The sequence below is a fragment of the Thiohalobacter thiocyanaticus genome, from assembly GCF_003932505.1.
GTDB classification, from domain to species: Bacteria; Pseudomonadota; Gammaproteobacteria; order Thiohalobacterales; family Thiohalobacteraceae; genus Thiohalobacter; species Thiohalobacter thiocyanaticus.
Genome location: NZ_QZMU01000001.1, coordinates 928,986 through 944,545, shown reverse-complemented (window position 1 = coordinate 944,545; position 15,560 = coordinate 928,986). Strand labels below are relative to the sequence as shown.

Here is a 15,560-nt window from a genome sequence, read left to right as displayed (position 1 = left end):
AACTGGCCTGCCAGCAGAATTGATTTGCTTTGCGCGCCTTTTGCGCCTTTGCGGTTCAGGGTTTTTGATCTTTGTTTATGGTTAGTCTTTTCGTATCGCAAGAGAAGTCAAACAACATGAGTATTAAATCCGATAGATGGATCCGCCGCATGGCGGAGCAGGAAGGCATGATCGAGCCGTTCGTGCCCGGTCAGATCCGCGAGCATGGCGGCGAGCGCATCATCTCCTACGGCACCTCCAGCTACGGTTACGATATCCGCTGCTCGGAGGAGTTCAAGATATTCACCAATATCAATTCGGCCATCGTTGATCCCAAGGACTTCTCCGCCGACAGCTTTGTCGATGTCACATCCGACGTCTGCATCATCCCGCCCAATTCATTCGCCCTGGCCCGTACGGTGGAGTACTTCCGTATCCCGCGCAATGTGCTGACCATCTGCCTGGGCAAGTCGACCTATGCCCGCTGCGGCATCATCGTCAACGTCACGCCGCTGGAACCCGAATGGGAGGGGCACGTCACGCTGGAGTTCTCCAACACCACGCCGCTGCCGGCCAAGATCTACGCCAACGAGGGTGTGGCCCAGGTGCTGTTCCTGGAGTCCGATGAGGTCTGCGAGACCTCCTATAGGGATCGCGGCGGCAAGTACCAGGGTCAGCGCGGCGTGACCCTGCCCAGGGCCTGAGCGGTATTGTCGGGTTACACTTCGTTAACCCGATCCACGGTACTTAAGCCGGAAGATACCCGTCATTGCGAGGAATGAAGTGACGCGGCAATCTCCAGCCGGTTGATTCTATAGTACGAGATTGCCGCGCTTCGTTTATGTCCTCCGGGTACTTTGAGTCAGCGCCATTCTATGCTGTCCCCGCGGTTTCAGGCCGATTTCTGCTTCAATGTCGTGTTCTCGTTGTGTACCGACAGGTACTGCGCTTCCATTTCAGCGTGCCTGCGCTCCAGCTCGTTGATCTTCTTTTCCTTCAGCAGTAGCTGATTCTCGAACTCCTTGAGTTTTTCCCGGTTCTGTTCGGTAATGAGCAGTTCCTGGCTGTGCAGGGTTGAGATGTGTTCCTGCAGGAAGCGGTTTTCCTGCTCGAGCCGGTCCATGGCCTGGTTCATGTCCGCATTCTTCCTGCCCAGCTGCTGCAATGCCTGTTTGAGTCGGTTCTTGTCGTTGAGTTCGAGCTGCAGCGAATCGATCTGCAGCGTCAGCTCGTTGATACGCGACTTCTGGCCGGCGATGATATCCCGGACCTGGGCCATTTCGCTTTCGATGTGCATGACCATGTTGGACATGCTGTCCGCATTGGTCTTGCCCGTGGTCTGGGGCGGCATGCCGCTGCGGTTGGGGACGCCGGCCTGCAGCATGATGCTGCGCAGTTGTTTGTCCACGTATTCCAGCATCTCGCCCATGGAGCTGTTTTCCTCGCGCAGCCGCTCCAGCATGTCCTGCATTTCCGGCGATTGCATTTCGACCGGGATGGTGCGGGTGATTTCCTCGTGGACCTGCAGGTTGAGCTCCTGCGAATCGCTCAGCTTCTGCTTGAGTTCGAAGAACATGCCCTTGAAGGTCTCGAGGTTCGCGACCCGGCTGTCGTACTGCTCGACCCGCTCCTGCAGGGACTGGATCAGTTCGTCCCGGGCGGCAATGGCGGTGGCGCTCTCGTCTTCGGGCGGTGCGGGCAGGGCCTGGAGCAGGGTGTCCCAGAAGATCTCGTGCTCGGGGGTGCTGCGGTCCCAGGCCCGGCGCTCGGCCTCCAGCAGCCGCAGGCGCAGCTGCAGCAGCCGGATGCTGGCGGGTGAACTGACGCCGTCGGTGCTCAGCTGGGCCAGGCGGGTGCGGGTGCGGTTGATCTGGGCCTGGAGGAATTCATGCCAGTCGGTGGCGGTGGAATCAGCCTGGCCGGCCTCGCCACCGAGGGCGCGCTGGAGCCGCCGGTTCTGGAAGTACAGCAGGCCCGCGATCACCATCAGGACGATGGCGAGCTCGAGCAGGCCGAGCAGCCAGAGCAGTAGATTTCCCATGATCCGCTCTCAGTCGGATGCGGTGGGATGTACTACTCCCTGCTTGTGGATGATGTGCTGGGCCATGCCCCAAGGCGCCTCCGGACACGGGTGCTGGGTGTCGGAATGTTAAATGTAGCTCACATTCCACATATCGGAAGGGCGGAGGCGGACTTTAGGCCCGGCGGTCGTGTTCAGCCGGTGTTGCGCATGCCGGCGGCGATGGCGTTGATGGAGCGCAGCAGCGGGTCGCGCCAGGCCTCGCGGTCGGCCTCGCCGAGGGATTCGTCCCGGTAGCGCTTGAGCAGGGTCACCTGGATGTGGTTGAGCGGATCCAGGTAGGGGTCACGGCGGCTCAGCGACAGGTGCAGGGCCGGGGTCTCCTCCAGCAGCAGATTGATGTCGGCGATATTGAGCACCTGGGTCAGGGTGCGCCGGAACTCCGCGTGGATGGTGGCGTAGATGCGGGCGGCCTGGTCCTGGTCGTGCGCCAGCCGGGTGTATTCCCGGGCGATGTCGAACTGGGCCTTGAACAGCGACATCTGGATGTTGCCGAGCAGGGCGCGGAAGTAGGGCCATTCCCGGTACATGGTCTGCAGCTTGGCCAGGCGGTTGGGGTCGTTGTTGCGCCACTGTTCCAGCGCCGAACCCAGGCCGTACCAGGCCGGCAGGGTATGGCGCGACTGGGCCCACCCGAACACCCAGGGGATGGCGCGGATCGATGACTTGGAACGGTTGGCCTTGCTGCGGTGGCTGGGCCGGGAGCCGATGTTGAGCAGACCGATCTCGTCGACCGGACAGACTTCGTAGAAATAGTCCAGGAAGCCTTCGGTGCGGTCGGTCAGCTCGCGGTAGACCTCCTCGCCCGTCCTGGTCAGGGCGTCCATGATGCCCAGGTAGTCCTCGCGATCATGGGGGACTTCCTGGACCACGCAGCGGCTGGCCTTCATCAGGCCGGTCAGCCCCATGGTCAGTTCGTAGACGGTGGTCTCGAGCTGGCTGTATTTGTAGGACAGCACCTCGCCCTGTTCGGTGAACTTGATCTGGCCGTGCACCGTGCCCGGCGGCTGGGCCAGGATGGACTCGTGGGTGGGGCCGCCGCCGCGGCCGATGGTGCCGCCGCGGCCATGGAACAGCCGGCAGTCCACGCCCAGTTCGGTGGTCATGCGGATGATCTTCTTCTGCGCCTCGTACAGATTCCAGCTGGAGGCGACGATGCCGCCGTCCTTGCAGGAGTCGGAGTAGCCCAGCATGATCTCCTGCTGGTTGCCGGAGGCGGCGAGCAGGGCGCGATAGGTTTCATTGTTGAGCAGGGCATCCAGCACCTCCTCGACATGCGACAGGTCCTCGATGGTCTCGAACAGGGGGCTGATGCGGATGCGGCAGTGCCAGTCGCCGGTGTCCCTTCCGGCCAGGCGGTTGAGCCAGGCCAGGTACATCACCTCCATCACGTGACTGGCCGTGTGGGTCATGGAGATGACGTAGTTGCCGAAGGCGTTGGGGCTGATCTCGTCCTGCATCCGCTGCATGACGTCGAATACCGCCAGGGTTTCGCGGGTCGGCTCGCTGTAGGAATCCGGCATCAGCCGCGGCGGCTCGCCGGAGGCGATGCGCTCGGCCAGGCACTGCAGCCGGCCGGCCTCGTCCAGGGCGTTGTAGTCGGTGTCCTCGACCGCCTGCAGGATCTCGGCCACGGCCTCGGTGTGGCGGGTCGATTCCTGGCGGATGTCGAGCTGCAGCAGGAAGAAGCCGAAGGTCTCCACCAGCCGGATCAGGTCCTGCAGCTTGCCGTCGGCGACGCGGGCGTCGCCGTGGCTGAGCAGCGAGTCGCGGATCAGGTACAGATCGTCGAGCAGCTCCTGCTCGTGCCGGTAGCGGTCCTCGCTGCCGGGGCAGTCCGCGGCCTCGTCATCGAGTCTGGCATTGAGCAGGATCAGGTTCTGGCGCAGCCGGTAGCGCATGATGTAGAGCTTGCGCCGGTAGGGTTCGTGCTCGAAGCGGTGGGGATGATCGCGGAAGGCGCTGTCACCGTAGTGCTTGACGTCCTCGGCCAGAGCGGCGCTGAACCCGGTCGTTGGCGTGATCAGGTTGCTGGAATGGGTGAGCAGGTGACGCAGCGCATCCAGCCGGCGCATGTAGCAGATCACCGCCTCGCGCATGTGCAGGTGCAGCGCCATCTCGGTGGTTTCCGGCTTGACGAAGGGGTTGCCGTCGCGGTCGCCGCCGATCCAGGAACCGAAGCGCAGGATGGTCGGCGTCTGTACCGGCTGTCCGTCCAGCTCCTCGCCGTAGGTGCGGCGGATGGATTTCTCCAGGTTGCGATAGACCGCCGGGATGGCCTCGAACAGGCTTTCGCGGAAATAGAACAGGCCGTGACGGATCTCGTCGACCACCCGCGGGCGATGGGTGCGCACCTCGTCGGTCTTCCACAGAATCTGGATCTGGCTTTCCAGCTCCTGGATCACCTCCTGACGTTGTTCCCGGTTCAGGCGCTGGTCGAGCTGCTCGCTGACCAGGAAGATGCGGCGCAGCGCCTCCATGATGGTGCGGCGCTTGGATTCGGTCGGGTGGGCCGTGAACACGGGCAGGTACAGGGTCTGGTCGAGCAGGGTCTGCAGTTGGTCGGGGCCGATGCCCTGTTCGCGGAACTGGCGCAGGGTGTCGTCGAAGGAACCGAGCCAGAGCCGCTTGCCGCTGCTGACCTCACGCCGGCGCTGGCGGTGCTGGAAGGCCTGTTCGGCGATGTTGACCAGGCTGAAGTAGACGTTGAAGGCGCGCACCACGTGGGTGAGGATGGCGGGATTGAGCTGGTCGATCATGCGCATCAGACGCTCGCGCAGTCTGGGGTCGTCGACCTTGCGCAGGCGGATGAAGCCCTTGCGCAGGGTCTCCACCGCGTCCAGCACCTGGCCGCCTTCCTGATCGCGCAGCACATTGCCGAGCAGGCTGCCCAGCAGGCGCACCCGGGCGCGGAGTTCCTTGTCGCGGGGTTGATCGATCATGGCCGACATTGCCGTCTAGACTCCTTCAACATGATATTGATGGGTTCAGCGAGCCGATAAGCGGCCAGGTGCAAGGCGCTTGCCCGCCGGGGTAGCCATTCTACCTCAAGGGCAAGCAACGCAGCAGATGGCCGCTTATCGGCTCGCCCGTAGGGAGCTCCCGCGCGGCGCTGGGGCGGCGTTGCAGCTCTTGACAAGGGTCTCACCATTGCCTGCGAGCTGCGCCTTGCCCCAGCGTCGCGCGGGAGCTCTGAACCCATCAATATCATGTTGAAGGAGTACTCGTGCCCAAAAGAACGCGCATTATACCTGAGTGGGGTCTGGCTGACAGGGGCGGACAGGATCAATGCCCGGCCAGGGCGGCCTCGTAGAGCTCCAGATACTCTCCCGCGCTGCGCTTCCAGCTGAAGTCCTGGCGCATGGCGGTCTGGACCAGCCGCTTCCACACCGGCGGCTGGCGATACAGGGTCAGGGCCCGGTCCAGGGCCGTGGCCAGGGCCTGCGGCGTGGGTTCATCGAACACGAAACCGGTGGCCGTGCCTGCTGCACAGGCCGTTTCGTCGGCGTCGATCACGGTGTCGGCCAGGCCGCCGGTGCGGCGCACCACCGGCAGGGTGCCGTAGCGCAGACTGTAGAGCTGGTTCAGCCCGCAGGGTTCGAAGCGCGAGGGCATGACGAAGATGTCCGCCCCGGCCTCGATGCGGTGGGCCAGGGCTTCGTCATAGCCCAGGCGCAGACCGACCCGGTCGGGGTAGCTGTCCCGCAGGGCCTGCAGTTCGGTCTCCAGTTCCGGCTGACCGCTGCCCAACAGCACCAATTGGGCGCCGGCCTCCAGCAACCCGGGCAGGCAGGCCAGCAGCAGGTCCACGCCCTTCTGCTCCACCAGACGGCCGATGTGGGCCAGCAGCGGTGCCCGCGGCTTGCGCGGCAGGCCGAATTCGCGCTGCAGTGCGGCCTTGTCCGCGGCCTTGCCGGCCAGCGAGCGGCTGTTGTAGTGGTGCGGGATGTGCGGGTCCCGGTTCGGGCTCCAGATGCGGTAATCGACGCCGTTGAGGATGCCGCGCAGCCGGTCGGCACGAACCTGCAGCAGGGCTTCCAGGCCGCCACCGAATGCCGGCGTCTGGATCTCCGTGGCATAGGTGGGGCTGACGGTGGTGATCCAGTCGGCGAACACCAGCCCGCCCTTGATGAAGGAGAGCTGATCATGGAATTCCAGGGCATGCATGGACCACCAGTGCCCGGGCAGGCCCAGATCGCGGAACGCCTCCCGGTCGAACAGCCCCTGGTAGGCCAGGTTGTGGATGGTGAATACCGTCGCCGGCCGCGTCGGTTCCAGGCTGAGCAGGGCCGGTACCAGACCCGTCTGCCAGTCGTTGCAGTGCACCAGGTCGGGCTGCCAGTCCAGCCCGGCGCGATCCATGGCCAGCGCCACGATGGTACGGGCGAAGGCATGGAAGCGCCGGGCGTTGTCGGGCCAGTCCTGTCCGTCCGGGCCCAGATAGGGGTTGCCGGGGCGGTCGAAGTACTCCGGGATGTCCACGAGGTAGACCCGCAGACGGCTGTCCGGCAGCCGGGTCTCGTGCAGTTGCACCGGAACCGTGCAGCCGGGCGGCTGGATCCGGGCCAGGGTTTTGACCCCGGCCAGCTGTTGCGTCACGCTCTGATAGGCGGGCAGCACCAGACGCACGTCCTGGTGCTGGTTCTTCAGCGCCCGGGGCAGGGCGGCGGAAACGTCCGCCAGCCCCCCGGTCTTGATCAGGGGGTGGACTTCGCTGCTGGCGAAGAGGATCTTCATTGCGCAGGCCTTGTCTGTGGTTTGCGGGGTGGATTCGACCGCATTCTGCACGGTCTGATCCACACTGTGTAATCCGGGTCCCCGGAATGATGCAAAAGGAGCGCCAGTTATGCGATTGGCAATGATCGGTCTGGGCCGCATGGGCGGCAACATGGCCCGCCGCCTGCGACGCGGCGGCATCGAGGTGGTCGGCTACAACCGCAGCCGCGAGGTCGTCGATGCCCTGGCGGCCGAGGAAGGCCTGATAGCGGCCGACTCCCCGGAGGATGCCGTCAGCCGGCTTGCCGCCCCGCGCCTGGTCTGGCTGATGCTTCCCGCCGGTGCTGTGACCGAGTCCCACCTGGAACGATTGTACCCATTGCTGGCGGCGGGCGATGTGATTATTGATGGCGGCAATGCCAATTATCATGACAGTCAGCGCCGGGGCGCCCGGTTGGCGGAACAGGGCATCCACTTCGTCGATGCCGGCACCTCGGGCGGGGTCTGGGGCCTGGACAACGGCTATTGTCTCATGGTCGGCGGCGAGGCGGCCGCCATCGAGCTGCTCACCCCCGCGCTGCAGGTACTGGCCCCGGCACCGGACCGCGGCTGGGCCCATGTCGGTCCGGTGGGTGCCGGACACTTCACCAAGATGGTCCACAACGGCATTGAATACGGCATGATGCAGGCCCTGGCCGAGGGCCTGGCCCTGCTCAAGGGCAAGACGGAATTCGACCTGGACCTGGCGCAGATCGGCGAACTCTGGCGCCACGGCTCGGTGGTGCGCAGCTGGTTGCTGGACCTGACCGCCGAGGCGTTGCAACAGGACCAGGACCTGGCGGATATCGCGCCGGTGGTGGCCGATTCCGGCGAGGGCCGCTGGACCGCCGTCGAGGCCATCGACCAGGGCGTGGCCCTGCCGGTGATCAGCCTGGCCCTGGCCATGCGCTTCGCCAGCCAGGACGAGACCGGCTATGCCAACCGCCTGCTGGCCATGATGCGCAATGCCTTCGGCGGGCATGCTGTGGAGAAGTCCTGACAAGCTTCGGCGACTTCAACGCAGAGGACGCAAGGGCACGGAGACGCAAAGGGATTATTGATGTACCGATGATTACTCAGCGTCATTCCCGCGCAGGCGGGAATCCATACACAGCAGCGGCTACTGGATCCCCGCCTGCGCGGGGATGACGGCTTCTTCAATGGTGTAGCCAATAATCTGGACCGCGGTGTAAATTCAAAAGCACATTGATGAATCTCTGCGCCTCTGCGCCCTCTGCGTTGAAGCCGCCAATGCCAGAACGACAGGACCACACATGAGTGAAAGCTGCACCTTCGTCATCTTCGGCGCCACCGGCAACCTGGCGCAGAACAAGCTGCTGCCGGCGCTGTATCACCTGGAGCAGGCGGGCCGTCTGCCCGCGGGCATGCGCGTGCTCGGGGTGGGCCGGCGTGACTGGGACGATGCGGGCTGGCGCCGGGTGGTGCAGCAGGACCTGGAGTCACGCGCCCGCGGCGGGCTGGATGCGGAGCTGTTTGCCCGTTTCAGTGAGCGGCTGGATTTCTTTCAGGGCGACCTCAACGATGCTTCCATCTACGCCGGGCTCAAGGAGCAACTGGAAAGCGACGGCCGCTATCCGGGCAATATCGCCTTCTATATGGCCATCAGCCCGGCGGATTTCGGTGTGGTCAGCCACGAACTGGCCGCTGTGGGGCTCAACGAGGAGGCCGACGGCTGGCGCCGGGTGGTGATCGAGAAGCCCTTCGGCTCGGACCTGGAGAGCGCCGAGATCCTGGACCGGCGGCTGCACCGGGACTGGGCCGAGAGCCAGCTCTACCGCATCGATCATTACCTGGGAAAAAGCACCATTCAGAACATCCTGGTGTTCCGCTTCGCCAACCTGATGCTGGAGCCGCTGTGGAACCGCAACTACATCGACCATGTGCAGATCACCCACGCCGAGTCGCGCGGCATCGAGCAGCGCGCCGGCTATTATGATTCCGCCGGCGCTTTGCGCGACATGGTGCAGAGTCACCTGCTGCAGATGCTGACCCTGGTGGCGATGGAGCCGCCGGCGAGCCTGGACGCGGATTCCCTGCACGACGAGAAGGTCAAGGTGCTGCGTTCCATCCGTCCCATTGCGCAGAGCGCGGTGCATGCCCATGCCTTTCGTGCCCAGTACGGTCCGGGTACGGTGGGCGACAGGAAGGTGCCCGGCTATCTGGAAGAGGCGGGCGTGCCGGCTGACAGCAGCACCGAGACCTACTGCGCCCTGCGGCTGTTCATCGACAACTGGCGCTGGCGCAACGTGCCTTTCTACCTGCGTACCGGCAAACGCCTGGCCGAGAACAACTCAATGATCAGCATCCGTTTCAAGCACCCGCCGCAGCAGCTGTTCCGTGAGACCCACATCGATCGGCTGGAACCCAACTGGCTGCTGATGAACATCCAGCCCAACGATTGCCTGCGCCTGGAGCTGCAGGTCAAGCAGCCCGGACTGGAACTGCGCGCCCAGACCCAGCGCCTGGATGCCGCCAGTTGCGGCATCGGCGAGGCCGGCATCGACGCCTACGAGGCCCTGCTGCTGGACGTGATGGAGGGTGACAGTTCCCTGTTCCTGCGTTACGACGAGGTGCAGTGGGCCTGGCGGGTGGTCGATTCCCTGCTCAAGGTCTGGGCCATGGAGCGCGACTACATCCATACTTATCCCGCCGGCTCCTGGGGACCGCCCGAGGCCAACCGGCTGTTCCTGCGCGAGGACCAGGACTGGCGCAATACGCTGGATACGGATGGCTGAAATGATCTTGCGGCCTGGTATGGAAATGCCCGATAGGGTCGACAACACTCGTCATTGCGATGCCCAGACCCGGGGGGTAGGGTACCCATGATGAAGCCCGGAGGGATTCTATGGGAGCAGCGTGGCAATCTCGTAATGCAGAGGTATACCGTCAGAGATTATTCGCTAAGCTCACCCCTTCGGGGCCGCCCTGCGGGCGTTCTGCGCTCGCAAGCTCGCTTGTGCCGCGGCGCTTTGCGCCTCGCAATGACGAGTCAGTCTGGATGTTCCGTGGCAGTGTTGATCAGGGCCTGAGAAGTTATGACCGAACTTACCCGCTCCCCAGCCTGGCAGGCGCTGAGCGCGCATTATGAGGCAATGCGCGACTTTCAGATGCGCGAGGCCTTTGACAGCGACCCGCAGCGCTTCGGGAAATTTTCCCTGCGCTTCGAGGATATCCTGCTGGACTTCTCGAAGAACCGTATCACCGAGGAGACCCTGAGACTGCTGCTGCAGTTGGCGCGCGAGCGTGACCTGTCCGGCTGGATCGAACGCATGTTCGCAGGCGAGCGCATCAACGTGACCGAAGACCGGGCGGTGCTGCATATCGCGCTGCGCAACCGCTCCAACCGGCCCATCGAGGTCGACGGAGCGGACGTCATGCCCGCGATCAACGCCGTGCTCGAACGCATGCGCGCCTTCACCGGGGCGGTGCGCGGCGGTGACTGGCGAGGACACACCGGCGAGCCCGTCCGCGATGTGGTCAACATCGGCATCGGCGGCTCCGACCTGGGTCCGCTGATGGTCACCGAGGCGCTCAAACCCTGGTGCCGGGAGGGGCCGCGGGTGCATTTCGTCTCCAACATCGACGGCAGCCACATCGCCGAGACGCTCAGGACCCTGCGCCCCGAGACCACCCTGTTCGTGATCGCCTCCAAGACCTTCACCACCCAGGAGACTTTGACCAATGCCCGTACCGCGCGCGCCTGGCTGGTCGAACAGCTCGGCGACGAGGCCGCGGTGGCCAATCACTTCGTGGCAGTCTCTACCAACGCGGAGAAGGTACGCGAGTTCGGCATCGATACCCGGCACATGTTCGAGTTCTGGGACTGGGTCGGCGGGCGCTATTCGCTGTGGTCGGCCATCGGTCTGCCCATCGCGCTCGCCATCGGCATGGAGCGGTTCGAGGAACTGCTCGACGGCGCCCATGCCATGGACGAGCACTTCCGCAGCGCCCCGCTGGAGGCCAACCTGCCGGTGATCCTGGGCCTGCTCGGGATCTGGTACATCAATTTCTTCGGCGCCGGGACCCACGCCATCCTGCCCTATGACCAGTACCTGCACCGTTTCCCGGCCTATTTCCAGCAGGGTGACATGGAGAGCAACGGCAAGCGGGTCAATCGTGCCGGTGAGCCCGTGGACCATCCCACCGGGCCGGTGATCTGGGGCGAGCCGGGCACCAACGGTCAGCATGCCTTCTACCAGCTCATCCACCAGGGCACCCGGCTGATCCCGGCCGACTTCCTGGCCGCCGCCGAATCGGTGAACCCGCTGGGTGAGCACCACCGCATCCTGCTGTCGAATTTCTTCGCCCAGACCGAGGCCCTGATGCGCGGGCGCAGCGAGGCCGAGGGCCCGCGCCGAACTGGAGACCGGGGGGATGACCGGCGCGGCGCTGGACGAGCTGCTGCCGCACAAGGTCTTTCCCGGCAACCGGCCGACGAATTCGCTGCTCTACCGCCGGCTCGATCCCCGTACCCTGGGCTGTCTGATCGCGCTCTACGAGCACAAGATCTTCGTTCAGGGCATCATCTGGAATATCAATTCCTTCGATCAGTGGGGCGTGGAACTGGGCAAGCAGCTGGCCCGGGCCATCCTGCCGGAGCTGGACAGCGCCGGGAGCGTGACCGGGCACGATGCATCCACCAATGGCTTGATTAATTATTACAAGCAGTTATCGTCATAAAAAGACAGCCACGCGGGGGCGGAACAAGGGGGGCGTATGAATCCGGAAGATCCCTGGTCAGCGGTGCATGGAGGGGTCCGGCTGCACCCGGACTATGTGCAGGGCTGCAGCCACCTGGCCGCGGGGGATGTGACCGCCGCGGCCGCCTGCTTCGAAGCGGCCGACGAACAGACCGCCCCGAACGATGTCTACAGCAGCCTCTACACCGCTGCCCGCGGTTACGCCCGGGTACTGCTCAACGACACCAGCGGCCTGAACCTGTGCCGGGCCGCCGCCAGGGCCGAACAGCACAATGGCGATGTCCATGAATACCTGGCCAAGGCCGAGCTGCGCCTGCAGCACCGCAAGCAGGCCTGTGAGGCCATCGTCCGCGGCCTGCGCGCCGACCGCGCCCACCCGGGTCTGCGCCAGCTGCGCCGGCAGATGGGTATCCGCCGAGCCCCGGCGCTGGGCTTTCTCAGCCGCGACAACCTGCTCAACCGCCTGATCGGCCGGCTGACCTACCAGCGCGGCGGCGGCCGGTCCGGTCCCCGCAAAAAATGATATACTTCGCGGTTCGAGTCGGCCGGACAGTCGCGGGGGTTGCGACCCTCGAGGAAAGTCCGGGCTCCACAGGGCAGGGTGCCAGGTAACGCCTGGGAGGCGCGAGCCTACGGAAAGTGCCACAGAAAACATACCGCCGATGGCCCACGGGCACAGGCAAGGGTGAAAAGGTGCGGTAAGGGCGCACCGCGCGGGTGGCAACACGCCGCGGCAGGGTAAACCCCACCCGGAGCAAGACCAAATAGGGAGGCCAGGATGCGGCCCGCATCGCCTCCGGGTAGGTCGCTCGAGGCAGCCGGTGACGGCTGTCCCAGATGAATGACTGTCCCCGACAGAACCCGGCTTACAGGCCGGCTCGTATTGATTCGCCCGTCATTGCGAGGAACGAAGTGACGCGGCAATCTCGTCCGGACTGCCGCATTACGAGATTGCCACGCCGCTGAAGCGGCTCGCAATGACGGTCAATTTTTACCCATTTACGTTGAGTGTTTATGGCCGGCAAAGTCTACATCCGCACCATGGGTTGCCAGATGAACGAGTACGACTCGGCGCGCATCGCCGACGTGCTGGCGGCCTCCCATGGCCTGGTGCCGACCGAACGGGCCGAGGAGGCCGACGTGCTGCTGCTCAACACCTGCTCCATCCGCGAGAAGGCGCAGGAGAAGGTCTTCTCCCAGCTCGGGCACTGGAAGGACTGGAAGGCCGCGCGGCCGGAGCTGGTGATCGGCGTGGGCGGCTGTGTCGCCAGCCAGGAGGGCGAGGCCCTGCGCGAGCGCGCCCCTTACGTGGACCTGGTGTTCGGACCCCAGACCCTGCATCGCCTGCCGGAGATGCTCAACACTGTGCGCCGTGAGCGCGCCCCGGTGGTGGACATCTCCTTCCCCGAGATCGAGAAGTTCGACCGCCTGCCCGAGCCGCGCGCCGAAGGCCCGACCGCCTTTGTCTCCATCATGGAGGGTTGCAGCAAGTACTGCAGCTTCTGCGTGGTGCCCTATACCCGCGGCGAGGAGGTCAGCCGGCCCTTCGACGACGTCATCGCCGAGGTCGCCGCGCTGGCCGCCCAGGGCGTGCGCGAGGTCAACCTGCTGGGCCAGAACGTCAATGCCTACCGCGGGCCCATGCACGACGGCGAGATCGCCGATCTGGCCCTGCTGATCAGCTACGTGGCCGCGGTCGACGGTATCGAGCGCATCCGCTACACCACTTCACATCCGCTGGAAATGAGCGACAGCCTGATCCAGGCCTATGCCGAGGTGCCGGAGCTGGTCAGCCACCTACATCTGCCGGTGCAGAGCGGTTCGGATCGCATCCTGGCGCAGATGAAGCGCAAGCACACGGCGGTGGAGTACAAGGCGATCATCCGCCGGTTGCGCGAGGCGCGTCCGGACATCAGCCTGTCCTCGGATTTCATCATCGGCTTCCCGGGCGAGACCGAGGCCGACTTCGAGGCCACCATGCAGCTGATCGAGGACGTCGGTTTCGACCACTCCTTCAGCTTCATCTACAGCGCGCGTCCCGGCACGCCGGCGGCTTCCCTGCCCGACGATGTCGACATGGCCATCAAGAAGGCCCGCCTGGCCCGCCTGCAGCAGCGCATCAGCGAGAAGGCAGCGCAGATCAGCCGCGACATGGTGGGAAACCGCCAGCGCATCCTGGTCGAGGGTCCCTCGCGCAAGGACCCGGCGCAGCTGGCCGGGCGCACCGAGAACAACCGGGTGGTGAACTTCGCCGGGCCGGCCGATCTCGTCGGCCGCTTCGTCAACGTCCGCATCACCGAGGCGCTGCCCAACTCCCTGCGCGGCGAGTTCGTCGAGCTGGCCGATACCGCGCCGGCCGCCGGTGTCGCCAACTGGATCTAATCCACCGCACCAGCCTGTCATCCCCCAGCGACCGTTTTGACTCAGAAACCCACAGCCTGTGATTTCCTGCTGGAGCCGCCCGACAACGAGCGGCTGGCCAGCCTGTGCGGCCAGTTCGATCAGCACCTGCGTCAGATCGAGCGCCGTCTGGGCGTGGAGATCAACAACCGCGGCAACCAGTTCCATGTCATCGGCGAGGGCAATGCCCCCGAGGTGGCCGGCGATGTGCTGCGCCACCTCTATGATGAGGCCGCGGACCGGATGCTGACCCCGGCCGAGGTGCACCTGGCCCTGCAGCAGGCCAACGCCGAGCTCCAGATCGAGTCCGAGGAGACGCAGGGCGCCGAGGTGCGCATCCGTACCCGCAGCGGGAATATTCAGGGGCGCGGGCCGAATCAGCGCCAGTACCTGGCCAGCATCCGCGATCATGATCTGAGCTTCGGCATCGGCCCGGCCGGCACCGGCAAGACTTATCTGGCCGTGGCCAGCGCCGTGGCAGCGCTGGAGCAGGAACAGGTGCGGCGCCTGATCCTGGTGCGCCCGGCGGTGGAGGCCGGCGAGCGGTTGGGTTTTCTGCCGGGCGACATGGCGCAGAAGGTCGATCCCTACCTGCGCCCGCTCTACGACGCCCTGTACGAGATGCTGGGCTTCGACAAGGTGGGCAAACTGATCGAGCGCCAGGTCATCGAGGTCGCCCCGCTGGCCTTCATGCGCGGGCGCACCCTCAACGAATCCTTCATCATCCTGGACGAGGCCCAGAACACCACGGTGGAACAGATGAAGATGTTCCTCACCCGTATCGGCTTCGGCTCCACCGCCGTGGTCACGGGCGACGTCACCCAGGTGGACCTGCCGCGCGGCACCGTCTCCGGGCTGCGGCACGTGGTCGATGTGCTCAAGGAGGTCGAGGGTGTGAGCTTCACCTTCTTCAACGCCCGCGACGTGGTGCGTCACCCGCTGGTGCAGCGCATTGTCGCCGCCTATGCCCGCCAGGACCCGACGGGCGGAGAGGGCGCGTGAGCGCGGCCGAAGTCCCGCAACCGGCCCTGGCGCTGGACCTGCAGATCGAGACCGGCGCCGGCGATGTGCCGTCCGCGGTCGACTTCCAGCGCTGGGCTGAGGCTGCCTGGCGCGGCGAGGCTGGCGCGGAGCTGACTCTGCGCCTCGTCGATGAAGCCGAGAGCGCCGGGCTGAACCGGACCTATCGCGGCAAGTCGGGACCGACCAATGTGCTGTCTTTCCCGGTCGACGCCGGGGATCTGCCCGGCCTGGAACTGCCGCTGCTGGGCGATCTGGTGATCTGTGCCCCGGTGGTGGCGCGCGAGGCCGCCGAACAGGACAAGACCGCCGAGGCCCACTGGGCCCATATGGTGGTGCACGGCATGCTGCATCTGCAGGGCTACGACCATCTGGAGCCTGCGCAGGCGGTGGAGATGGAAAGTCTTGAAACCGACATCCTGCGCCGCTTAGGCTATCCCGATCCGTATGGAGAGGGATAATCAAGATCAAGAGCGCCACGGAATACACGGAAAGCACGGAAAATTTATTTTATGCTCCACTCGGTAAGCTCCCGTGCATCCGTTGGCATGGAGGCGGTCCGGGACAACCCAGGCTGACCTGATATTTTTACTTTCAGTGTATTC

10 protein-coding genes, 1 other RNA gene and 1 pseudogene are annotated in these 15,560 nt (G+C 64.9%); 9 read left to right on the top strand and 3 right to left on the bottom strand.

Going from position 1 to position 15,560, the window contains the following annotated elements:
* Positions 1–116: 116 nt before the first annotated feature.
* The gene (dcd, locus tag D6C00_RS04435; RefSeq protein WP_125180486.1) at positions 117–683 is read left to right on the top strand and encodes a dCTP deaminase; all 567 of its coding nucleotides are present in this window, start codon (positions 117–119) and stop codon (positions 681–683) included.
* 188 nt (positions 684–871) lie between these two features.
* On the opposite strand, the gene D6C00_RS04430 is transcribed toward dcd, so the two are convergent.
* The 3 genes from D6C00_RS04430 to glgA all read right to left on the bottom strand — a co-directional run bounded on the left by D6C00_RS04430 (position 872) and on the right by glgA (position 6,796).
* Positions 872–2,020: a coiled-coil domain-containing protein gene (locus D6C00_RS04430; protein WP_125180485.1), complete on the bottom strand. Its 1,149-nt coding sequence runs from the start codon at positions 2,018–2,020 to the stop codon at positions 872–874.
* A gap of 173 nt (positions 2,021–2,193) precedes the next feature.
* A complete protein-coding gene (gene ppc, locus D6C00_RS04425; protein WP_125180484.1) occupies positions 2,194–5,001 on the bottom strand; it encodes a phosphoenolpyruvate carboxylase in 2,808 nt (935 codons plus the stop codon).
* Positions 5,002–5,344: 343 nt separating this feature from the next.
* Positions 5,345–6,796 (bottom strand): glycogen synthase GlgA, encoded by a 1,452-nt coding sequence (glgA, locus tag D6C00_RS04420; protein WP_125180483.1) that lies wholly within the window; start codon positions 6,794–6,796, stop codon positions 5,345–5,347.
* 109 nt (positions 6,797–6,905) lie between these two features.
* On the opposite strand from glgA, the gene gnd reads away from it, so the two are divergent.
* From gnd to ybeY, 8 genes and pseudogenes are all read left to right on the top strand, one after another.
* Entirely contained in the window at positions 6,906–7,814 is a 909-nt protein-coding gene (gene gnd / locus D6C00_RS04415) for a phosphogluconate dehydrogenase (NAD(+)-dependent, decarboxylating) (RefSeq protein ID WP_125180482.1), read from the top strand.
* A gap of 274 nt (positions 7,815–8,088) precedes the next feature.
* A complete protein-coding gene (gene zwf, locus D6C00_RS04410; RefSeq protein WP_125180481.1) occupies positions 8,089–9,570 on the top strand; it encodes a glucose-6-phosphate dehydrogenase in 1,482 nt (493 codons plus the stop codon).
* 300 nt (positions 9,571–9,870) lie between these two features.
* A pseudogene (gene pgi, locus D6C00_RS04405) lies at positions 9,871–11,515 on the top strand (glucose-6-phosphate isomerase).
* A gap of 36 nt (positions 11,516–11,551) precedes the next feature.
* Positions 11,552–12,058: a hypothetical protein gene (locus D6C00_RS04400; protein ID WP_125180480.1), complete on the top strand. Its 507-nt coding sequence runs from the start codon at positions 11,552–11,554 to the stop codon at positions 12,056–12,058.
* A gap of 14 nt (positions 12,059–12,072) precedes the next feature.
* An RNA gene (gene rnpB / locus D6C00_RS04395) (RNase P RNA component class A) lies at positions 12,073–12,420 on the top strand.
* A gap of 129 nt (positions 12,421–12,549) precedes the next feature.
* Entirely contained in the window at positions 12,550–13,917 is a 1,368-nt protein-coding gene (gene miaB / locus D6C00_RS04390) for a tRNA (N6-isopentenyl adenosine(37)-C2)-methylthiotransferase MiaB (RefSeq protein ID WP_125180479.1), read from the top strand.
* Between the two features lie 36 nt (positions 13,918–13,953).
* Positions 13,954–14,937 carry a PhoH family protein gene (locus tag D6C00_RS04385; protein WP_125180478.1) on the top strand — a complete coding sequence of 328 codons (984 nt, stop codon included), beginning with the start codon at positions 13,954–13,956 and terminating at the stop codon, positions 14,935–14,937.
* A 26-nt stretch (positions 14,938–14,963) separates the two neighbouring features.
* Complete coding sequence (gene ybeY / locus D6C00_RS04380; RefSeq protein ID WP_125182364.1) at positions 14,964–15,416, top strand: rRNA maturation RNase YbeY; 453 nt, start codon at positions 14,964–14,966, stop codon at positions 15,414–15,416.
* The last annotated feature ends 144 nt before the right edge of the window (positions 15,417–15,560 follow it).